The organism is Pseudomonas sp. HLS-6, assembly GCF_002753995.1.
Classification (GTDB): Bacteria; Pseudomonadota; Gammaproteobacteria; order Pseudomonadales; family Pseudomonadaceae; genus Aquipseudomonas; species Aquipseudomonas defluvii.
The window spans coordinates 3,239,577-3,260,471 of sequence record NZ_CP024478.1 but is presented as its reverse complement, the minus strand read 5'-3'; the positions used below and the strand labels follow the sequence as shown (position 1 = coordinate 3,260,471).

Below are 20,895 nucleotides of genomic sequence, written 5' to 3'. Positions count from 1 at the left end.
TGTTATGGGCTATGCCGAGCAGATGCAGTCGGCGCTGAAGTCCTTGGTGGCAGCGGGTGAAGCAGGGCGTCGCAATATGGACGACATGCTGGGCCCCATGAACGGTGCGATCAGCGACATGACCGGCGCGGCCTCGGAGCTGGAGAACGTGCCGTTTGTGGGGCCAGCGCTGGGCGAGAAATTGCAGCGGACCATGCGCGGCATCAACGCCGCGCAAGCCAAAGTCGGCCAGGTGGTGGCCACCTACTCGCGGGCCACGACCGCCATGTCGCAGATTCAGGAGCGCATGGGGGCGATGAAAGAGCAGGCAGCCCGAGCGGGTGCAGCGATCAACCGCATCGCGGGCAAGGTCAGTCCGTCCCTGGCCAACATCCTGCCGACCGGCAGTTTTGCCACCGAGTTGACCCCGGCCGCTGAGGCGGTGAAGCCGTTCCCGCACCTGCTGATCATTCAGCCGCTCAAGCCCGAGGCGCAGCCGTACTACTTCAACCTGGACACGGCGGCCTTTGATGAGCTGCGCCGGCAGACCGCGTTCCGCTGGGCGGGTCAGGAGCGCCTGACGCGCAGCATCGCCCAGCAGGCGGTGGGGCAGGGCGAGGACAAGCTGAGCCTCAAGGGTGCGATCTACCCGCTGTTTAAGGGTGGGATCAGGCAATTGGACACGCTGCGCAGCATTGGTCGGCAACTGCAGCCGCTGACCCTGACCACGGGTTATGGCGAGGTGCTGGGTAACTGGTGCCTGCTCAGTGTCGCCGAAGACCAGAGCGCACTGCTCGCGGGTGGCATCCCGCGTAAACAAGGGTTCTCCCTGGAGTTTGTAGCCTATGGCGACGATATGCAGAACGTCTGACGGGGATCTGCTCGACACCCTGTGCCAGAACTATTACGGGCACCTCAACGGCTCTGTCGAGGCGGTGCTTGATGCCAACCAAGGGCTGGCGGATGAACCCCAACCGTTTCGGGCCGGGGTGCTGATCCGCCTGCCTGAGCTGCAGGCGGTGACCGAGGAAGTCATTCAGCTGTGGGATTAGCCACGGCGTTACGCGTAACGGAGCCCCGCCCAGTGCGGGGTTTTTCATTTCTGGAGCCTGAACAATGCAACCTGTTTTCCGCATCGTCGCTGACAGCAAGGACATTACCTCGCTGATCAACGACCGGCTGTTGCTGCTGCGCACCTCGGACAAGCCCGGTATGGAGTCAGACGAGTTTGAGCTGCGTATCGATGACCGCGATGGTGCTGTAGCGCTGCCCAAGCGCGGCGCGAACATTGAGGTTTACATGGGCTATGCCGGTCAGTCGCTGGCGCGCCTGGGGCGTTACACCGTCGATGAGGTCGAGGTTTCAGGCCCGCCTGACAGCATCGTCATTCGCGGCAAAGCCGGTGACATGCGCGGCAGCGGCAAGACCACGCGCAGCGGCAGCTGGGAAGGCGTACCGCTGCAGCAGATCGTGCGGGACATTGCAGCGCGCAATGGCTGGCAGCCGGTGTGCTCGGTGCAAACCAAAGTCCCCCGCGTCGACCAGCTCAATGAGTCGGACTTTAACTTTATCACCCGGCTGGCCAGGCAATACGACTGCACGGCCAAGGTCGCTGACGGCAAGTTGATGGTAATGCCCCGGCAGGGTGGCCAGAGCGCGAGCGGCAAGACGCTGGGCGTTGTTGTGATCAAGCGCAGCGACGTCAGCCGCTGGCAGTTCCGTCTCGGTGACAAGACCACGCACAAGGCCGTGCAGACCAAGCATCAGGACAAGAAAACCGGAAAGCTGCAGGTGGTCGACCTGGGCAACGATGAATCGCCTGACGGCCTGCCGCCCGTGCATACCGACCGGCATATCTACCCGAACAAGTCAGCCGCCGAGCAGGCCGCCAAGGCACGTCTTGCTGCGTTCAACCGCAGCACTGCAGGTGTGCGCCTGGAGATGGCGGGGCGTGTCGATCTGTTCGCTGAACGGATGATCAACGCCCAAGAGTTTAAACCCGGGCTTGATGGTGAGTACCTGGTCGATTCGGTCGAGCAGGTGTTTACCCAGTCCGGCTGGTCCACCACCGTCGAATGCAACGGCGGCAAACAGGGCAAGGCCAAGGCGAAGGGCGGGAAGAAAAAGAAAGTGACCAAGCCGCTCAAGGTTGTCCAGCTTTCGACCCAGTAGGCCACTCAAGTGGCCGCAATCAAGCAGAAACACCGGATGACTATTACTGCTGCAGCACCTGCTGTAGCCCCTCAATGCCCGCCCAGTTGCGGGCTTCTTTTTGCCTGGAGAAAACCTTGGCCAAGATTTCTGACTCCCTGGCGGGTAGCAAGAATGCGCTCGCCTTCCTCGACATGCTGGCCTGGTCGGAGGGTACCTCGACCAGCAAGTACACCCGCAACGATGGCTATGACGTGATTGTCGGCGGCCTCAACAGCCCGAACACGTTCACCAGCTATGCCGACCATCCTGGCGTTCTGGTGACCGTGAACACGAAAGGGCTGAAGTCGACCGCTGCAGGGCGGTATCAGCAGCTCCAGCGCTACTGGCCGCACTACCGTGATTTGCTCAAGCTGCCGGACTTCGGGCCTGTAAGCCAAGACAAGCTAGCCCTGCAACTGATCAAGGAGCGCGGCGCGCTGGCGGACGTTCATGCCGGTCGCATTGAGATCGCGATTTCAAAGTGCCGGAATATCTGGGCCAGCTTGCCCGGTGCAGGCTACGGGCAGCATGAGCGCAAGCTGGACGACCTGATCGCCCACTACATTGCCGCTGGTGGGAGGTTGGCATGACCTGGTCGAGAGCGCTTGGCGCGCTGGCAGTGCTGGCGCTGACTGGCCTGGCCTTCTGGTCGACCTACCAGCACGGCCGCTCGACCATGGATGCCGAGTGGCGGGCTACGAGTGCCGAACAGGCCGAAGCATTCCAGCAAGAACGCAACAAGGCCTCTCTGGCTGTGCTCGACTGGCAGCGGGACGAACAGATAAAGCGCCGAGCGCTTGAAGACCGCCTGCAGGCAAATGACGAAACGCACTACAAGGAACTGCTCGATGCCAAAAAACTTCAGGATCGCTTGCGTGACCGCCTTGCTACTGCTGATTTGCGGCTGTCAGTCTTACTCTCCGGTCCCACCACCGCCACGAGTGGTAGCGGTGGGCTGCGAGAAGCCACCGGCCCCAGCAGCGTGGTTCATGGAGGCACGCGAGCCGAACTTGACCCAGCGCATGCTCAACGAATTGTCGGCATCACCAGTGACGGTGACGACGGATTGATCGCCCTGCAGGCTTGTCAGGCCTACGTGCGTGAATTTCATAAATAGGAGGGTGTTCGGTCGGCAGGACGCCGGAGAGGGCTAAAATTCGGTTCCAAAACTGGAAAGGCTGCCCTTGCAGAATGCGGGCTGTAGCGTTGCCATTTGCGTTTTGTTTTGGAACCTATTTTGCGCTGGACGCCGCAAGATACACGGCTTTATGATACGGTCTTGAAAACCGCCGATGGGCAACTATCCTAGTATTCGAGTCTCTACGCTTCCGCCATATTCAAAGCTCTGATTATTCAGGGCTTTTTGCGTTTCTGGGGCGACAAAAGCGGTCAGTGGACAGTACTCATGGCTGCTTCCTGATGCCGTTGTGAATCGCCTCGGGCTTCTTCGCGTGTTCCGTAGATCTTTTGTCGTATTCGCTCCCGTTTTAATCGCTGGAAAAGCTCTATGTAACGGCGTTGTCGTGACAGTTTCCTCGCCGGCTCATACTGCTGACCTGACTATCTATCTGAGTGAATCATCACTTCTTGCTTTGGTTTGCGCCGTCACACAGTCATCAGCACCGCGTCGATCACTTGGCGAGAAAACAGATCCAGCACTACTGCTAAGTACAGCCACCCTTCGTAGGTACGGATGTAGGCGATATCTGTCACCCAGACCGTGTTCGGTTCATTGCGCAGTGGCGTCGGCCAGTTGTTCTGCGAAGGCCTGGAATCCTGCGAGTTGATCTACGGTCAGATGCATCGAATGTGTCATCGGGTCGGTGCAAAGGCTGCCCACAGTTAGCGCTTGCACAAAGTTGTCTCCTCAAGGGGACATTGATTTTTCGCGCACCGCTTAAAGTCCTCTGCAATTCCGAACGGCTCAGGCCAATAAACATAAAAACCGGAGATGCACTGCGATGCACACACCGCTCGCCGAGCCTCGTCGCTCAATTTACTTCGATTACCAGGTTTTCCCTGCCCACACTGCCAGTGTGAATGCCGCACAGGTCGAGCGTCGCCCTGTGGTCATTGTCGGCGCCGGGCCCATCGGGCTGACTACAGCACTGGATCTGGCCCGCTACGGCATTCCGTCGATTGTGCTGGAGGCTGAACGTCAGGTCAGCGAAGGCAGCCGCGCCATCGTGTTCACCCGCCGCTCCCTGGAGATTCTCCAGCAAGTCGGTGTCGCCGAACGGGTGATGGCGGCGGGGCTTAGCTGGCGTTTCGGTAATTCCTTTTACCGCAACCAGCGGGTGTTCCGCATGGAGGCGCCTCACGACCCGGACGATCGCTTCCCGCCGATGACCAACCTGCAACAGCCTTGCCTGGAGCAGTTTCTGGTCGAGACCTGTCAGGCCAACCCGTTGATCGAGTTGCGTTGGGGCAACAAGGTCACTGCGCTCGTGCAGGCCGGGGATTATGCGACGCTGGACATTGATACGCCGGCCGGTGACTACACGCTGGAAGCCAATTGGGTTATCGCCGCCGATGGCGCGCGCTCGGCCATTCGCAGTCTGCTTGGCCTGCAACTGGAAGGCGCCGCCTATGAAGGGCGCTTTGTGATTGCCGACATCAAGATCGACCTCGACCTGCCCACCGAGCGCCTGGCTTACTTCGACCCGCACTGGAACCCGGGCAATACGGTGCTCATGCACCGGGAGCCTGGCAATATCTGGCGCATCGACTATCAGCTACCGCGCGATGAGACGCCGGAACACGCCTTGTCCGCCGATTCCCTGCGCGAGCGAATCAATGCACAACTGGCCATCGTTGGGGTGCAGAATCCGCAGTGGGAGCTGGACTGGTGCTCGGTGTATTCGGCGCGGGCGCTGACCCTGCCGAACTATATCCATGATCGCGTGATTTTTACTGGAGATGCCGCGCACTTGCTGCCAATCTTCGGTGTTCGTGGTGCCAACACCGGCTTTCAGGACTGCCATGACCTGAGCTGGAAACTGGCCCTGACTATCAAGGGCGTTGCCGGCCCGGGCCTGCTCGCCTCCTACAGCGCGGAGCGGGTAGGGGCCGCGCGCGAGATCATTGCCGAAGCCGGTAAAAGCACGCGCTTCATGACCCCGCCAACGCCGGGCCATTGCCTGGTCCGCGATGCGGTGCTGTCGCTGTCACTGACTCAGGCGTTCGTACGTCCGCTGTATCACTGGCGTACCTCCCGGCCCCATGACTACGTTGATTCGTCGCTCAATTTCAAGGGCGATGACAACAGTCTCTACAGCAGCGGCCCCCATCAGGGTGCTCCGCTGTTGAACATTCGGCTCGGTGATGACCAGTTCCTTTTCGACAGGCTGGGCGCGTCGTTCTACCTGCTGTATTTCACCGACGCCACCGAGGTGCCGGGTGATATCCAGGCTCAGGTGCAAGCACTGCGTGAGCAGGGTGTGCCGCTGCAGCTACTGGCTGTTACCGGCAATCGGCAAACCGCAGTCAGCGGCGCGGACGGGCAGGTGGATGACCACAGCGGGCACCTGCGCAGTAAATACGGGGCGAAGACGGGCAGTGCTTATCTGGTGCGCCCGGACCAGCACGTGTGTGCACGCTGGCATCAACTCAGCGGCCAGGCGCTGCGCGCCGCCATCGAAACGGCCTTGGGCAATGAGTGAGGACAACAGCATGGAACACAAACAACTGACCCTTATCGACATTGAAACGATCTACGACCAGCTCGCCGACGCTCTGGATCAAGCAGCCCAAGGCAAGCGCGAACTGTTCCTGGTGAAACTGGCGCTGCTCAGTGCTCACGCTCTCGGCGATGCCGAGCAGTTTATGGCGTTGACCCGCACCGCGTTGCTGGACCTGTAACCAGCACCCTGCCAATCGTGCAATTGCCACCGACTTGAATGATCAGGCCGGTGCGCCTTCCTATAACAATAATCAGGAAGTCCCCAATGACTCGCAGCCCCATTGTCAGTGCGGCCACTTCGGCGGTGGCCGGTGCTCAAGACCGCTACCAGCAGGTGTGTAAAAAGGTCTCTAAAAGACTGATTGGCTTTTTGTTTGTCTGCTTTGTCTTGTCGTTTCTGGACCGCATCAACATCGGTTTTGCCGGCCTGACCATGATGGGCGACCTGGGCTTGAGTGGCACCCAGTTCGGTCTGGCCAGCACCTTTTTCTACATTGCCTATATCGCCTGTGGCATCCCCAGCAACATGGCCCTGGCGCGCATCGGCGCCCGTCGCTGGATTGGCAGCCTTATGATTGCCTGGGGCGTGGCCTCCACGTGCACACTGTTCGCCACTGATGCCACCTCGCTCTACCTGCTGCGTATCCTGGTCGGGGTGACCGAAGCGGGTTTTCTGCCCGGCGTGCTGCTGTACCTGACCTTCTGGTTTCCCGCGGCTTACAGGGCCCGAGCCAATGCGCTGTTCATGATCGCCATGCCGTTCACTGCGGGCTTCAGTGCGGCACTGTCGGGCCTGATTCTGGGGTTGGACGGCGTGTGGGGGTTGAAAGGCTGGCAATGGCTGTTCCTGCTCGAAGGCTTGCCCTCGGTGCTGATGGGCTGCGTGGTGTTCGGTTACCTGGATGACCGCCCGCAACAGGCCAAGTGGCTGGATAACGAAGAAAAGATGCTGGTGCAGAAGGCGCTGGATGCCGACCGGCAGGCGTCAACACCCGCCGCTGCGCAGAATGCGCGCAGCGTGTTGGCCGAACTGACTTCGCCGCACATCCTGCTGTTCTGCCTGGTGTATTTTTGCCTGGTCAACACTCTGGTAATGATTGCGGTATGGACGCCGTTGATCGTAAAGAGCTTCAACACAGCCAGCAGTAACGCCTCGATCGGTCTTCTGGCAGCGATTCCACAGATTTGCACCATCATCCTGATGGTCGTCTGGGGGCTGCATTCGGACCGTACCCGTGAGCGCCGCTGGCACCTGGTGCTGCCCATGCTGCTGGCCGCGGCAGGCTGGCTACTCACGGCGCTCTCGAGCGTTCCAACGGTACAACTGGTGGGTGTGTGCTTGGCTGCCAGCGGCTCCTACAGCGCCATGTCGATCTTCTGGACTACGCCGGACCAGGCCTTGAGTTTTCGCGCGCGTGCCGTGGGCATTGCGCTAATCAATGCGGTGGGGAATATTGGCTCGGCCGTCAATCCGTTGGTGGTCGGCTGGCTGAAAGACCTGACCTTGAATTTCGGTTCAGGCTTTGTCTATGCGGCCGTTCTGATGATCCTCGGTGCGCTTTTGGCCCTGCGCCTGCCCATTGCCGCGCCAGCGATGCCAGAGACCTCGCGCTAAACGATGCTAGAGTAGCGGGCACGTGCGGTTGGCAATCACCACACCACCTGTGCCCGACACGCGGAGAGAACCCGTCATGCACTACTGGCCCTTGCGTCCCGGCAGCAGTGAACACAGCCTCAATCTCGGCCACACCGCCAACCTGCTCGCCAGGGTCGGTGTGAACCGCAGCCGGTTTTTGGCCGCTGATCTGCTGCAGGTCATCGGCCCCGGTGTGCCGCTGGCCCAGTGCACGATCTTTGCCTATCCGAAGCGCCGTAACCCAGAAGTGTTCTCCTTTGCGGACCGGGCGCGTGAAGTGTCGCTGCCGGTGATTTCCAACAAGTATGTCCAGCGCTTCTTTGGCCTGGATGGCAACCAGCAGGCGATGAACCAGAGCAGCACCGTGCACAACACCATCGTGCAACGCCAGTCCATCGATGACATCGCGCACAGCGAGTACCGGCGCATCTGCTACGAGCAACCACAGATTTCCGAGCGCGTGGCCTTGCTGACCCACTGCGAAAGCAACCGCTGGCTGTCGGTGAACTTCTACCGTGGTCGTGAGCATGGACGTTTCTCGGAACGGGAAATGAACTACCTTGAAACCCTCGCACCACTGCTGATCCAAGCCGTGCGCCTGCACTATCACGCGTACCTGCATGCCAACGAGATGCCTCTATTGCTGGCCGAGCGGGTGATCAGGCAGCAGCACGTGGAGCTGACCTTGCGCGAACAGGAACTGTTGCGCCTGATGCTGAGTGGCCTGACGGTGGAAGACATCGCCGAGCAGTTGGGCGTTCGGCCCGTCAGCGCTGCGACCTACGTAAAACGCCTGTACCGCAAACTGGGCATCAATGGCTTGCGTGAATTGTTCGGGCTAGCCACGCGGGCCGAGTGGGCCTGAAATGGCCAGCGAACAGTAGCTGCCACTGCAGGAGCCGAAGGTGGTGCTGGTTTTGGTGACGAGGGGAGGGCAGTTTGAAAAGCCATCGTCTATTTGGATTACTGATCGGCGAGGCCGCGCTTGCACCATGGTGCTCAAGCACACGGACCGGCACGACTCGAGGACAATGCGCCTGGTGTGCGCTTTGCCGGGCGGGCAGCCGAGCGGGGCACAGGCCACTCGATCTATTGGAAAAAAATGCTCAGATCCCTTTGACATGCTGGGCACGAGAATAGAGACAGAAGCACTCATCAGTTACTTGCAGTTGCCTGCTTTACGATACCCCGCCGCCTGAGCGTCAGATTCAGAATCAAACGTTATCTGGTTTTTCGCCGACACCTGCTCATAACCAGGGCATCCCTGTGAGAGGTGATACACCTGACTCTTCCGATTACCAATGATCAAACTTCCCCCGATCGTGCTTGCCAGGGTTGGCTGGGCTGCTGCTTGCTGAGCTTTCACAGGAATGGCGCTGACTAGCCCATCACCAACCGTCTTGTATCCTTGCGTCCAGCGCCGGTCACCCGTTACGAAAGGATTGGAATGACCCATGATTGCAGCGATGCGTCTATCTCGCTCTTTCTCCCAAGACGAAACCGGGAACTGCTTGTCCCAGGCCATCAGTAGCTGTTGCTGCTGACGAGACATGCTCAGTTTGTATCTGTCGAACATGTAAAAGGTTGTCCTTGCGACCAGCCCTTTGACCTCGTCACGTGGTTCGGCAGTTCGTTGATCGAAATCAACCCGCGTCTTGCACTGTCCATACTGCGGCGCTACCCCGTTAGCCATGCCGTAGTTGAAATTACTACGGTCGCCGTTCACCTCCCCAACTGCTGGATAGAGGTTGAACAGGTCAGCTTCCATCGCTCGAAACACGGGATCATCGTCCACACAGTGCTCGCGCCCACCGTTCTGCCAGCATTGGCGCTGGTGACCGAATGTCCAGGCAGGAACGATGTGTTCCCATTCAGTCCGTTGCGCGCGGCTCTGTTGTTCCCTGGTTTTATAGCCGCAGGACTCAGCATCAACCCGGCCACCCGACTTACCTACCCATGTCCACTTGCAGCCGCAATACAGCTCGCCCATGGCACTGCTCGCTTGGTCGAGGTAGATCTTCTGCTTTGCTACGACCTTGGCTTCGGAAAAAGTCGACGGAGGGTTTGAGAAGGCGGGAGTGATAACAGAGAGGGTTAGCGTTAGGACATAAAACAGTTTTTTCATGAGACAGTGTTTTCAAATTCAGGTCGCGCATCATACGCGCCGGACGTAGGACTACGCCTGTAATCTGCGGGAATTTAACTCAACGGCTGCTGGCGCAACGTTGGCTGCAGATAAAAACAGAGTATTGGTTGAGACCCGATGGTATACGCAGGCGTATGTAAAACAGGGGCTCGCCAACAGTAATCAGGATTTCGTGAAACGCAGATGAGGCTCGAGATTCTTCAAATATGAGTAACCGTTTACAGTGCGGGGACATCACATCGGAAGGTCAGTGGGTTTGAGACCACCAAGCACGTTAACAACGGTCTGGACGTTCCAAGCCGAGGTCCAGTTACAGGCATTGCTACACGATGGCCTGTTACAGGGTGACTGGCCATACGTCTGTCCCGAGAACGAGGCGGCTTACCGCCTCATGTGCCGCGAAATGGCGGCCCGTGGGTTGTCCTGCGAAGGGCGACCGCCAGTGTGGGGTTGGCATTCTTGCGGTGGTTACCAGCGAGCACCGGACGCCGAGCTGGCGCGCCAGTTACTGAGTGACCATCAACTGATCGAGACGCCCATGGTGCTGTTGACGTTCGAGTGCCCAGGCGATCAGGTGCTGAACTCGGACTACAACGTTTGGTGTGATCAGGTGTATTTCCCGCTATCTTCAAATGCAGCGTTCACGCTATTGCCTGAAACGGTGCTTGGGTTGTTCGAGATCGACTACACGGCATTGGACGACGCACCGATTCAGACTGTGTTGCCGAGCTTGCGGCGCGAGTGGCTGGTGGAGGTGCGAAAAGTGCGTCTCGATGCCTATCATGAGGTATGTATTGCTGAACCTTGGTGGTCGATGTCATCCCCCACCAACATGTAGTGGCTTGCAATCGAAAACAGCCATATCTGTTACGGTCAATCGTTACATTATCGAGGGCAAGGATGAAGACGCATACCTATGAGGCTATGGTGACCTGGACGGGTAACGTGGGTGAAGGCACCTCCAGCTATACCGCCTACTCAAGAGACTTCGTTGTTGATGTGCCAAGCAAACCGGCCCTTCTTGGATCTGCTGATCCGGCATTTCGAGGTGATCCCAGGCGATGGAATCCCGAGGATATGCTGGTCGCATCGTTATCTGCCTGCCATAAGCTTTGGTATTTGCACCTTTGCGCGGTCAATAAGGTGAACGTACTGGAGTACGTCGACCAGGCCCAAGGGAACATGGTCGAAGGTGACGCACATCGAAAAGGACATTTCACCGAGATCACGCTACGCCCGCGAGTTAAGGTGAGCGCCGGTTCAGACACGGATTTGGCGATGCGTCTGCATGAGGATGCACACCATGAGTGCTTTATAGCCAACTCGGTGAATTTTCCGGTGAGCTGCGAGGCTGTTATCACTGTGGAGGAATAGCGCTAAGGCGCTTTGGAGGAACGCATCTGAATGAGAGTCCGGCCATGCCACAACCTTAAAGCAAGCGCCTCCCGAGCGTCGCTCGTGAAATAGCCAAGCGGGTATCGGTTTTATTTATGGGCATTGGCTGCATAACCAGCTTCTTGGCGTCCCTTGTCAGGGGGCAGGCGCCAAGTTACCTGATGGCGCATCCGCAGAAATCGAATCCAAACGATGAGCAAAAACGCTCTTCGAACTTACACAAGCCCAACGAATGACAGGATAACCAGGACGATCACGACGGCCCCGACGATATAGACAATGTTGTTCATGAACGCCACCTCTTGATCTGAGCAGAATTGCAACACACACGGTGTCTTGTTTAGACGATACGGCACCTCTGCCCGCAATTCCGTTCGGCAACGCACATAGCGCCGTTCCCAAGACGTAACCTGCGCGTAGAAAGGCAAGTTGGCGAGTTGGGCAGGTGCGCGAACTTCTGCCTTGCTGGTGTCGACACCAGAGCTCATGCTGCCTCGTCCGCCATAGCCGCTTGTGGTGCAGCCTTGGGCTTACCCGGCTTCAACCGTGACACGCCAAACAGCACCAGTGCCAGGCCGGCGATTTGGTAGGTCGAGATCGTTTCGTTGAGCAAGGCCCAGGAAGCCAGCATCGTCAGCACCGGCCCCAGGTTACCTACGGCTGCGGTTTGTGTGGCGCCCATGCGCTGGATTGCCAGCGCCGCCCAGTAGATCGGCAGCACGGTGGAAAACACCGCCATCAACCCCGCGTTGATCCAAACCGCCGTAGGTAAATGGCGCCAGTTTCGAGGTGATCGCGCAGCTCGTAGCCCAGCGTGCCGGCATTGCCATGCTGCCCGAAACTGCAGCCCATCGTGCCGCGCAGGAGCTGTCTGTCCGCTGGGTGCCGTTGGAAGATGGGCGACGTTGGAAATGCGACTGTGCTTTCGCGGGTGGGATACGTTGCGTTCCCATGGGCGACGTTTCAATCTCAAGTGATACCACCCACCACTACCCGCCACCCGCCGACGCGCCTTCCTGAGCTTGATACTTTTCTATTGCCGCATTGGCATTGAACAGCATGCGTTCGGAACCCAGTTTTTCATCGAATTTGGCACGTCGCACCATATCCAGTACGCCAGGGTTCAAGCCTGCGAGCCAGAGGCTGGCGCCCAGTTCGGTCAGGTTTTTTTCACCCTCTATAAGCGCCTGAAGTGCCGAGTATTCGATATCGGGCACTGCGCTCATGTCCCAGACAATCACGTGTGGTTGGTACTGCGCTTCCAGTGCGATGATTTGTTCTTTCACGTAGTCGGCATTGAGGAAAAACAGGCGGCCTTCTGGTCGTACGATCAATAGCCCCTTGAACGTTTCATCATCAGGGTGCTCTTCTGAAAGAGGGCGCAGTACGTCGGTGCCGGGCTTGCGGCCAAGGACGTAGAGGTGCGGGCGTGCGGTCTGGTAGGCCAGGCTGACCAACGATACGACGATGGCTACGGTAATCCCTTGCAGTGTGCCGAACAGCAGTACACCGAGCGTGGCAACGAGCGCCCAGTGGAACTCCATGGGCCGTACTTTGCGGATTGCCAGGAACTCCTGCGGCTGGATCAGCCCCACGGAGTAGTAGATGACGATGGCAGCAAGGGTAGCGTGTGGGAGGAACCCGAGTAGCCCCGAGAGCAGCAGCATGGTAGCCAGTGCGGTTGCGGCCGTGACGATGGAAACTTTTTGGGATTGCCCACCTGTGGCGCGTACAACCGCCGTTTGAGACGTGCCGCCACCGGCCGGCATTGCGCCAAACAGTGCGCCGCCAAGGTTACCTAGCCCAGTGGCAACCAGCTCACGGTTCGCGTTGATGGGTGGGTCGCCGGGCCGCACAAAGGCACGACCTGCCGCAATCGTCTCGGTAAAGCTCATCAGGGCGATCCCGAGTGCACCAGGCACCATCTGCTCGACCAGGGTCAGGTCGGGCAGGGTCAGTGAGGGTAACCCTTGTGGAATCACTCCAACCGTCGAGGCGCCAAGTGCTTGCAGGCCGAAGTACCAGGAAGCGGCAATACTGCCGCCGACCACCACCAGCGGGGCAGGCGAGTGCGTCCACAGACGCTCCATCAGGATGAGTATCAGGAATGCTGCTGCCGTCACTGCAAGGGTGATCAACGAGCTTTCTGGCAGGTGATGGACGATGTTGAGGATGTCGACAAAAAAACCGTGTTTGGTGATGTGGATACCCAGCAGTTTTGGCACCTGGTCCAGCACGATCACCAGGCCGACCCCGGCTTTGAAGCCGCTTAACACCGGGGTGGAAATGAAGTTCGCGAGAAACCCCAGGCGTATCAGGCGTGCCACGAGCAGCATCACACCAACCAGTGCGGTTAGCGTTGCCGTTGCCGTGATCAACTTTCCGGGGTCGCCATCGGGGACGGCCAAACTGATCTGTGCTCCGGCCAGGATCGCCAGTGTGGCTGAGGTACTGACGCTGAGTACGCGTGATGTGCCCAGAAATGCGTAGATCAGCATCGGCACGAATGCGGTATACAGGCCGACAGCAACAGGCAAGCCTGCAACGGTGGCGTAGGCCATGGCTTTGGGCAGCACAACCGCTGCTGCAGTGAGGCCCGATACGATATCCAGGCGAAGTGAGGCGGTGTTGGAGTGAGCGGTTTTCTCAGCCTTCAGGTGCGTTTTCACACTGCCTCTCCTAGTCGGTTCAGCCGCTTGGAACGCCGAATGACTCCCTTTCCCGTGACGTTTGAGCGAATGCTTAGCGTTCAGCAGTCGTACTGAGGCCTGACGTAAGCCAAGCCTGTTGGTAAGGCAGGTTCTTTGTCTGAATCAATGATAGATGGGAAAAAGCGAATGATCTTGCAGTGTGGGCCAGCGAGCCGCTGCAAAAACAGCCAAGCGCCTCGCGAATGAAGATGAAACCGAGACGACTTGGTTGCCCCTGACAAGTCGTCCCTGGTCTCGAGCAGGCCATGGCACCCTCAACGGCGCCACAAGCCACTGTCGAACGATACAACACCTGGTCTTAGATTCTGGAGCAGGCTTGGGCGGCATCGAGCAACCGCCCTCTGTCATACCATGCGTCTCTCTGGTAGGCAGCGTAGGTGCTGTGGCCGTTAGCACTGGAAAGTACAACTAGCCCTTCTGTTGTAGTGGGGTCTGTACTGCCGAAAAACAGATCGGTTTTACCGTTATCTTCCACGGTAAACGTTGGGACACCATTCTTGACCTCGTTTTTTACGCACGCTATGTAGGCGTTATTGTCCCTGGACGTAACGCCATCAACCGTATCGTGACCAACGCGTATATCAGGGTTGTGCGCGCATCCAGAGATAATGAGTAGGGCGCACATCCATGAAATTTTACGACCTCTGATGGGCTTTGAAAGCTTGCCAAGTATCATGCTTTTCATGACGGTAACTCCAAGCTCAAACCGCGGGGCACCTGAAAGTATAGGCAGCCTCTGCTGCTTGCCGACGGCCCCCACACAAGTGAGCGCCTTCAGCTATCGTTAACAGACAGACGCCAAACAGGACGGCATGCTCATCAGCAAGGGTCGGACGCCTGTTAGACCACGTTCTCTCCGGAGAAAGCGTATGTCTGTCTCCATGTACCAAGCCTCTATCTCTGTATTCGTCCGCGGGCTGGATAATCTGGCCGCCATTCTGCGCAAGGCCGCCGCCCACGCTCATGCGAAGGACATCATGCCGGCGTTCTTCCTCAACGCCCAACTTGCCCCTGATATGTTTGCGCTGGTGCGTCAGGTGCAGATAGTGTCCGACACTGCCAAGGGCTGTGCTGCTCGTCTGGCAGGGGTAGAGGTACCGAGTTTTGCCGACACTGAAAGCAGTTTTCCCGAATTGCAGGCGCGCATTGCCAGAACCATCACGTTTCTGCAGAGCATCACTGCGCAGCAACTGGATGGCAGTGAAGCGCGCCCGATTACCCTCAAGGTACACGACAAGGAAATCCACTTTACCGGGCAGGACTATCTGCTGGGCTTTGCCATACCCAATTTCTATTTCCACCTGACCACTGCGTACGGCATCTTGCGCCACAACGGGGTGGACATCGGCAAGGCGGATTATCTGGGCAGCCTGTGATGACTGCCCCATTGCGGCGTATGCGCCTTGGGATGGCGGCCTGAATTAGCCGCGCGCCGAGAAAACTGCATTCGTGCGGGGTGCATCAACCCTGTGTCCAGCGTTACAACACGCTGTGGCCAGGCCAGTTCACTGTCGGCAAGGTTTCAAATTCTGGTCTTGCAAACAGGTAGCCTTGATAGAGGTTGATACCCAGGGCCAAGAGTTGTTGAAGCTCGGCAGTTGTTTCTACACCCTCTGCGATCACATTGATATTCAACGCCTCGCAGACGCCTAGAATGCCTTTGACAATCGCTTGCCGTACCGGGTCGGTACAGATGCGCCGTACAAGGCTCATGTCGAGTTTTATAATATCCGGCTGAAACTCTGCCAGTAGATTCAAGCCAGAATAACCCGCACCAAAATCATCGATGGCGGTCTTGAAGCCCTGTAGTTTGTATTCTCGAATAATGCTTTTCAGGTGTTCCTTGTCCACCAGTTCTTCATTTTCGGTGATTTCGAAAATCAAGCGCTCAGTGGGAAAACCAAAGCGCCGCGCTGCGTTAAGCGTGGCGCGAATGCAGGTTTCCGCCTTGTATACGGCGTTAGGCAAGAAGTTGATGCTGACAAAACAGGGGATCTGCAACCTGGACGCGAGCTCCACCGCTTTTACCCGGCACGCCTGGTCAAAGGCATAACGGTTTTCTTCGGTGACATTGCCAAGAATAGTGGCTGCGCCACTGCCATCGGTACCGCGCACCAAGGCCTCATAAGCAAAAACACTGTTGTCGCGAAGATCGACAATCGGCTGGAATGCCATGCTGAAGTCGAAATTCAGTTTCTTGCCCTCTTTACAGGCTTGGCAAGGGAGCGTCGAAGGTGTTTCGTCAATCATTTAGGACCTGGCCTTTAGTGCTCATGGGCTTTCGCGGGCTCCTCGGATTTTTAACCCGCTAACGTACAGTGTTCATAACCACCCGCCGCGTCAGGATAGTTGTCGTGTGAGTTGATTCGATGAGTCTTGGTCGGTGGGCGGACGTGAGAGCCGTGTGGCGCGTTATTCGATAGAGCATCGGGAGTGGGTGGTGCGGCAGATGATGCCGCCCTTGAACCGGACGGTGCCGGAGCTGGTGGAAGCGACAGGCATTACTGATGCCACCCTGTATGCTTGGCGCAAACAGGCCAGAGCAGCGGGAGCAGTGGTGCCGGGAGATGGACAGCAGGCCGACCAGTGGTCGAGCCAGGACAAGTTTCGGGTGGTGCTGGAAAGCGCCAGCCTCAATGCGGCTGAGCTGGCGGAGTACTGCCGGCGCAAAGGCCTGTATGTCGAGCAGATCAACGCCTGGCGCGAAGCCTGCGAGCAGGCCAACAGCCTGGCTCAGCCGAGCAAGACCCGGCGCGAACGCGAAGAGGAAAAGGCCGCGAAGAAGCGCATCAAGCAGCTGGAGCGTGAACTACGGCGCAAGGATGCGGCGCTGGCAGAAACCGCGGCTCTGCTGGTGTTGCGAAAAAAAGCCGAGGCGCTCTGGGGGAAGGACGAGGACGAATGATCAGCGCCCCGGATCGCCGTGAAACGCTGCAGTTGATCGAGGACGCCGTGGCGGCGGGAGCGCGGCGGGCGCAGGCCTGCGCCGAACTGGGCCTGTCGCTGCGCAGCCTGCAGCGCTGGCAGCACTGCCCGGAGGATCGGCGTCCTTCGGCACAGCGAGCTGAGCCGGCCAACAAGCTGACCCCGCAAGAGCGCCGCCGCGTGCTGGAGGTTGCCAATCAGCCCGAGTTTGCCAGCCTGCCGCCGCAGCAGATCGTGGCGCGGCTGGCCGATCAGGGCACCTGGCTGGCCTCGGAGTCGACCTTTTACCGGTTGCTGAAGGACGCCGAACAGCAGCATCCGCGCGGCCGTAGCCGCCCACCGGTGAAACGAGCGCTGACGACCCATGTGGCCGACGGCCCGAACCAGCTGTGGTGCTGGGACATCACCTGGCTGCCGACCACGGTCAAGGGCCGTTACTTCTACTGGTACATGATCAAGGACGTCTACAGCCGGAAGCTGGTGGCCAACGAGGTGCATGAAAGTGAAAGCGCCGAGCAGGCCGCCCAGCTGCTACGCCTGGCCTGCCTACGTGAACAGCGAGCAGGCCAGCCGCTGGTACTGCACTCGGACAACGGCAGCGCTATGAAGGGCTCGACCATGCTGGCGGCCATGCAGAACCTGGGTGTGATGCCCTCGTTCAGCCGCCCGCGGGTGAGCAATGACAACGCCTATGCCGAGGCCTTGTTCCGCACGGCGAAGTACTGCCCGCTGTGGCCGGAGCGGCCCTTCGACACGCTGGAGCAGGCCAGGAACTGGGTGAACAGCTTCGTGGCCTGGTACAACCATGAACATCGCCACAGCGCCCTGAAGTTTGTGACCCCGGCGCAGCGACATACTGGCCAGGCGGAAGAGTTGCTGCGCAAGCGTATCGAGCTGTACGAGGCGGCGCGTGCACGGCACCCGGAGCGCTGGAGCGGCAACATTAGGAACTGGGTGCTGGCACCAATCGTGTGCCTGAACCCGGAGCGGGAAGCGGTACTGCAGCAAACATCAAAGGCAGCGTGACACGCTCACGCGACAACTACCTTGAAAATCGCCGACCACGCTAGGCACAGGGTCCTTCTTCTACCTATCGGTTGCAGACAACGATGGGGGCGTTACCGGATGTTCAGGCGATTGCGAGTCCCTCCGTGGTACTGATGTTCGCATGGTGCGCCCCCTGAAAACTGATCTGCCGCAGATCGTAACAGGCTTTTGTGGCGGTGCGGATTACTGTAGCTCATTGGCAAAACGTCCAACCGCGCCAACGACCTGCTTGGCGCCGTTTTGGATTTCCACAATCACGGCACCGGCCTGGCTGGCTAATGCAAGCCCTTGTTCGGCCTGTTCCCGACTGCTGAACATCTCTTTAGCGGCCTCGCTGGCGAGCGCCTGGTTCTGCACTACGACACTCACGATTTCTTCCGTTGCCGCGCTTGTGCGGCCAGCAAGCTGACGGACTTCATCGGCAACCACTGCGAAGCCGCGACCCTGCTCACCTGCTCGGGCGGCTTCAATGGCTGCGTTGAGCGCCAGCAAGTTGGTCTGCGAGGCAATACCGCCAATGGTCTGCACGATGGAACTGATTAACAGTGACTGCTTGTCGAGTGCCTCAATTCGATGGGTGGCCGATTGCATCTGTCCGGCGATCTGCTGCATGGTTTGTACCGTTTCCTGGACAACTGCCGCACCCCGTTCTGCGCTCACATCAGTCTGTAATGAGACGTCATAGGCGACCGCTGCCGCTTCTCTGACCTCCGTTTCCCGTGCGACCTGATCGGTGACGACGCTGGCGAATTTCACCACTTTGCACAGATTGCCTTCCGTGTCGTAAACGGGGTTGTAGGTGGCTTCCAGCCAAACCTCACGACCGCGGCTGTCAATCCGTTTGAAACGGTCAGCGACGTATTCTCCGTTGTTGAGTGTTTTCCAGAACGCCGAGTACTGAGGTGATGCAGCGTCCTCTGCACAGCAGAACATGCGGTGATGTTTGCCTTTGATCTGCTCGAGCGAGTAGCCCATGGCGTTGAGGAACTGCTGGTTGGCGGTTACAACGGTGCCATCCAGTTTGAACTGGATTACCGCAGTAGAGCGGATAAGCGCATCGATGAACGACTCATTCTCTTTTATCTGCTCAATGGTCCGGCTGACTTCGCTGCCGTAGCCCTGAATGTGGGAGAGCTCGCCGTTTTCGCCGCGAATGGGAAACCAATGCAATTTCAACCAAGCAAGGCTGCCATCTGCACGCAGATAGCGGTAGTCGTCGCTGATCGGTTCGAACTTTTCCACGGCAGATCTGAACGCGTGAAAGCAGGGCAGTTTACTGACCAGAGTGTGTAAAAACACTTTTGTATCTTGGATACCTCAGCCCAGCGCAGTTGGGCGAGTCGATTGCCCAGGCATTTGCCACGATCAGCACCGGTAACGCCCCAGGGCGCTTATGAAGCGCTTTAGCGCCACCTAGAGCAGCAAAAGCCGGGGCTTTTATGCCGCCAGCGCCTTCAGCAAGCTTTCCGTACCGATGATTTTCATGACTCGCTTCATGTTGTAGGCGAGCACATTGAGGCTCATCTCCGCGCTGACGCCGACCAGCCTACGTGTAAGAAAATGCGTGGATCCCATCCATTGCTTGAGCGTCCCGAAGGGATGCTCAACAGTGCGTTTTCGGATTCGCATCATGTCCGGCGCGTGGTTCAGCCGGATCTGCATTTCATCTAGCACTGCTTCATGCTCCCAACGCCGCACTCGTCGCTGCTTGCTCGGCGTGCACTGAGTTTTCAGGGCGCAGCTCTGGCAGTTCGAACTCCAGTAGCAGTGCATGTTCAGGCCTTTCTCGACGCTAGAGAAACGCCAAATCAATGCCTCACCAGCTGGGCAAACGTATTCATTTTTGGCTGCGTTAAAAACGAAGGCATCTTTGTTGAAACGCCCGTCCGCTTTAGCTCCTGAAGTCATCGGCTTGGGTAAATAAGCGGTAATTTTTGCATTATGGCAGGCCAGGATTTCCTCGCTTTTGAAGTAGCCCCGATCAGCCACTACCGACAGCGTTTCTGAACCAATGGCTTCCCGAGCCTGCTTCGCCATCGAGCTGAGTTGGTCGCGGTCAGAGCCAACGTTCGTGACCTCGTGAGCAACGATCAAATGGTGCTGGGTATCGACCGCCGTCTGTACGTTGTAGCCGACAATGCCATTGCCACGCGTCATCATCGAGCGGGCATCGGGGTCGGTCAGTGAAATCTGTTTGTCTGGAGAGTCGTTGAGTTGAGATTCGATCACCTGAAGCGCTTTCATCTGAGCTTTGAGCTTGGCGATTTTCTCTTCCAGGCGCGTAGCATCTGGCTCAGCGGCGCTTGGCAATTGCCGATCAGCTGCATCAAGGGAGGTCAGGTAACGGTTGATGCTCGACTCGATTTCCTCCATTCGCCGCTTTAGTTTGGCGCTGGTGAAATTGCGGTCGCGGTTGTTCACTGCCTTGAATTTGCTCCCGTCGATGGCCACCAGGTTTTCGCTAAACAGCCCCAACTGCTGGCACAGCACAACGAACTGGCGGCACGCGCCGCGAATAGCTTTGCTGTTGTCTTTTCGGAAGTTGGCGATGGTTTTGAAGTCGGGCATCAAGCGCCCGGTTAACCACATCAGCTCGACATTGCGCTGAGCTTCTCGCTCAAGGCGTCGGCTCGATTGGATGCGGTTCAGATAGCCGTAGATATAGATCTTCAGGAGGATCGCAGGGTGGTATGCCGGTCTGCCGGTTTCGGCTGGAATGACGCCATCAAAACCCAGCGTGGCCAAGTTGAGTTCATCGACGAAGACATCAACCACCCGTACCGGGTTGGTATCGCTGACGTAGTCGTCGAGGCTCTCGGGAAGTAAGGTGCTTTGCCCTCGGTGCTCACCCTGGATAAACCGTTTCATGGGCTTCCCTTGCGATGAAGTTCTCAGAAATCATAGCAAGGGTATGTCCGGGCGTTTTTACACACTCTGTGACGTAAGGCGGCACAATTTCGGACAGTGGGCGGCCTCTTAGATGCTCGTCTTTGTAGCCCAGCGTTTGCGCGAAATGCGGGTTGAAATCGCAGATACGGGTTTGCGCATCAAGCCGTATCGATAGCATGCCGCGATTCATCTGCTCAATGAGTTGGCGCAGCATGTACAGCTCTGCGCTCTGGTCTTGGAGTGCTTTTTTCAGGCGGCTGTTGAACATTAATGGCTCCATGAGTGTTTACAG

20 protein-coding genes and 4 pseudogenes are annotated in these 20,895 nt (G+C 58.2%); 13 read left to right on the top strand and 11 right to left on the bottom strand.

Features of this window, described 5'->3' with window-relative positions; all coding sequences use genetic code 11:
* Nucleotides 1-4 precede the first annotated feature (4 nt).
* The 5 genes from CS390_RS15090 to CS390_RS15070 all read left to right on the top strand — a co-directional run bounded on the left by CS390_RS15090 (nucleotide 5) and on the right by CS390_RS15070 (nucleotide 3,289).
* Nucleotides 5-850: a phage tail protein gene (locus tag CS390_RS15090; protein WP_177442408.1), complete on the top strand. Its 846-nt coding sequence runs from the start codon at nucleotides 5-7 to the stop codon at nucleotides 848-850.
* Complete coding sequence (locus CS390_RS15085) at nucleotides 825-1,031, top strand: tail protein X (protein WP_099774354.1); 207 nt, start codon at nucleotides 825-827, stop codon at nucleotides 1,029-1,031. Before CS390_RS15090 ends, CS390_RS15085 begins: the two co-directional genes overlap by 26 nt.
* Before the next feature lie 64 nt (nucleotides 1,032-1,095).
* Nucleotides 1,096-2,151 carry a phage late control D family protein gene (locus CS390_RS15080; RefSeq protein ID WP_099775228.1) on the top strand — a complete coding sequence of 352 codons (1,056 nt, stop codon included), beginning with the start codon at nucleotides 1,096-1,098 and terminating at the stop codon, nucleotides 2,149-2,151.
* A gap of 116 nt (nucleotides 2,152-2,267) precedes the next feature.
* A complete protein-coding gene (locus CS390_RS15075; RefSeq protein ID WP_371918202.1) occupies nucleotides 2,268-2,762 on the top strand; it encodes a glycoside hydrolase family 104 protein in 495 nt (164 codons plus the stop codon).
* Nucleotides 2,759-3,289 carry a lysis system i-spanin subunit Rz gene (locus tag CS390_RS15070; RefSeq protein ID WP_371918201.1) on the top strand — a complete coding sequence of 177 codons (531 nt, stop codon included), beginning with the start codon at nucleotides 2,759-2,761 and terminating at the stop codon, nucleotides 3,287-3,289. The genes CS390_RS15075 and CS390_RS15070 overlap by 4 nt, the downstream gene beginning before the upstream one ends.
* Before the next feature lie 314 nt (nucleotides 3,290-3,603).
* On the opposite strand, the pseudogene CS390_RS15065 reads toward CS390_RS15070, so the two are convergent.
* A pseudogene (locus tag CS390_RS15065) lies at nucleotides 3,604-3,903 on the bottom strand (DDE-type integrase/transposase/recombinase); the annotation flags it as partial.
* A gap of 230 nt (nucleotides 3,904-4,133) precedes the next feature.
* Here CS390_RS15065 and CS390_RS15060 point away from each other — a divergent pair.
* The 4 genes from CS390_RS15060 (at nucleotide 4,134) to CS390_RS15045 (ending at nucleotide 8,355) form a co-directional block, all read left to right on the top strand.
* Nucleotides 4,134-5,834, top strand: a complete 1,701-nt coding sequence (locus CS390_RS15060; protein ID WP_099775226.1) for an FAD-dependent monooxygenase — start codon at nucleotides 4,134-4,136, stop codon at nucleotides 5,832-5,834.
* Nucleotides 5,835-5,844: 10 nt separating this feature from the next.
* Complete coding sequence (locus CS390_RS15055; RefSeq protein WP_083199803.1) at nucleotides 5,845-6,033, top strand: DUF2783 domain-containing protein; 189 nt, start codon at nucleotides 5,845-5,847, stop codon at nucleotides 6,031-6,033.
* Nucleotides 6,034-6,119: 86 nt separating this feature from the next.
* Complete coding sequence (locus tag CS390_RS15050) at nucleotides 6,120-7,469, top strand: MFS transporter (RefSeq protein ID WP_099775225.1); 1,350 nt, start codon at nucleotides 6,120-6,122, stop codon at nucleotides 7,467-7,469.
* A gap of 76 nt (nucleotides 7,470-7,545) precedes the next feature.
* Nucleotides 7,546-8,355 (top strand): helix-turn-helix transcriptional regulator, encoded by an 810-nt coding sequence (locus tag CS390_RS15045; RefSeq protein WP_099775224.1) that lies wholly within the window; start codon nucleotides 7,546-7,548, stop codon nucleotides 8,353-8,355.
* 294 nt (nucleotides 8,356-8,649) lie between these two features.
* On the opposite strand, the gene CS390_RS15040 is transcribed toward CS390_RS15045, so the two are convergent.
* Nucleotides 8,650-9,615 (bottom strand): endonuclease, encoded by a 966-nt coding sequence (locus tag CS390_RS15040; RefSeq protein WP_099775223.1) that lies wholly within the window; start codon nucleotides 9,613-9,615, stop codon nucleotides 8,650-8,652.
* 277 nt (nucleotides 9,616-9,892) lie between these two features.
* Here CS390_RS15040 and CS390_RS15035 point away from each other — a divergent pair, with 277 nt between their 5' ends.
* Together CS390_RS15035 and CS390_RS15030 are read left to right on the top strand one after the other, a co-directional pair.
* The gene (locus CS390_RS15035; protein ID WP_157767146.1) at nucleotides 9,893-10,474 is read left to right on the top strand and encodes a DUF3841 domain-containing protein; all 582 of its coding nucleotides are present in this window, start codon (nucleotides 9,893-9,895) and stop codon (nucleotides 10,472-10,474) included.
* A 62-nt stretch (nucleotides 10,475-10,536) separates the two neighbouring features.
* Nucleotides 10,537-11,010, top strand: coding sequence for an OsmC family protein (locus tag CS390_RS15030; RefSeq protein ID WP_065759667.1), 474 nt, complete (start codon nucleotides 10,537-10,539; stop codon nucleotides 11,008-11,010).
* Between the two features lie 236 nt (nucleotides 11,011-11,246).
* Here CS390_RS15030 and CS390_RS15025 read toward each other — a convergent pair whose 3' ends face one another.
* The 4 genes and pseudogenes from CS390_RS15025 to CS390_RS15005 all read right to left on the bottom strand — a co-directional run bounded on the left by CS390_RS15025 (nucleotide 11,247) and on the right by CS390_RS15005 (nucleotide 14,427).
* Entirely contained in the window at nucleotides 11,247-11,519 is a 273-nt protein-coding gene (locus CS390_RS15025) for a hypothetical protein (protein ID WP_065759666.1), read from the bottom strand.
* Nucleotides 11,516-11,803: pseudogene (locus CS390_RS15020) on the bottom strand (DMT family transporter); the annotation flags it as partial. The pseudogene CS390_RS15020 and the gene CS390_RS15025, both read right to left, overlap by 4 nt.
* A 217-nt stretch (nucleotides 11,804-12,020) precedes the next feature.
* The gene (locus CS390_RS15010) at nucleotides 12,021-13,700 is read right to left on the bottom strand and encodes a SulP family inorganic anion transporter (RefSeq protein WP_065759664.1); all 1,680 of its coding nucleotides are present in this window, start codon (nucleotides 13,698-13,700) and stop codon (nucleotides 12,021-12,023) included.
* 340 nt (nucleotides 13,701-14,040) lie between these two features.
* Entirely contained in the window at nucleotides 14,041-14,427 is a 387-nt protein-coding gene (locus tag CS390_RS15005) for a hypothetical protein (protein ID WP_245704329.1), read from the bottom strand.
* Between the two features lie 184 nt (nucleotides 14,428-14,611).
* Here CS390_RS15005 and CS390_RS15000 point away from each other — a divergent pair, with 184 nt between their 5' ends.
* Entirely contained in the window at nucleotides 14,612-15,118 is a 507-nt protein-coding gene (locus CS390_RS15000; protein ID WP_065759663.1) for a DUF1993 family protein, read from the top strand.
* A gap of 103 nt (nucleotides 15,119-15,221) precedes the next feature.
* Here CS390_RS15000 and CS390_RS14995 read toward each other — a convergent pair whose 3' ends face one another.
* Nucleotides 15,222-15,992, bottom strand: coding sequence for an EAL domain-containing protein (locus CS390_RS14995; RefSeq protein ID WP_065759662.1), 771 nt, complete (start codon nucleotides 15,990-15,992; stop codon nucleotides 15,222-15,224).
* A 154-nt stretch (nucleotides 15,993-16,146) separates the two neighbouring features.
* Between CS390_RS14995 and CS390_RS14990 the strand changes: the two genes are divergently transcribed.
* Nucleotides 16,147-17,693 (top strand): IS3 family transposase gene (locus CS390_RS14990; RefSeq protein WP_256587615.1). Its coding sequence is split into 2 segments (ribosomal slippage): nucleotides 16,147-16,633 and nucleotides 16,633-17,693, totalling 1,548 coding nucleotides; the frame shifts between segments, so codons are not numbered across the junction.
* A 204-nt stretch (nucleotides 17,694-17,897) separates the two neighbouring features.
* Here the strand turns inward: CS390_RS14990 and CS390_RS25705 are convergent.
* The 4 genes and pseudogenes from CS390_RS25705 to CS390_RS14975 all read right to left on the bottom strand — a co-directional run.
* Nucleotides 17,898-18,332 (bottom strand): annotated as a pseudogene (locus CS390_RS25705) (methyl-accepting chemotaxis protein); the annotation flags it as partial.
* Between the two features lie 108 nt (nucleotides 18,333-18,440).
* Nucleotides 18,441-19,013 (bottom strand): annotated as a pseudogene (locus CS390_RS25700) (PAS domain-containing protein); the annotation flags it as partial.
* Between the two features lie 138 nt (nucleotides 19,014-19,151).
* Entirely contained in the window at nucleotides 19,152-20,582 is a 1,431-nt protein-coding gene (locus tag CS390_RS14980; RefSeq protein WP_099773594.1) for an IS1182 family transposase, read from the bottom strand.
* Nucleotides 20,560-20,871 (bottom strand): PAS domain-containing protein, encoded by a 312-nt coding sequence (locus tag CS390_RS14975; RefSeq protein ID WP_099775220.1) that lies wholly within the window; start codon nucleotides 20,869-20,871, stop codon nucleotides 20,560-20,562. Before CS390_RS14975 ends, CS390_RS14980 begins: the two co-directional genes overlap by 23 nt.
* Nucleotides 20,872-20,895: the final 24 nt, after the last annotated feature.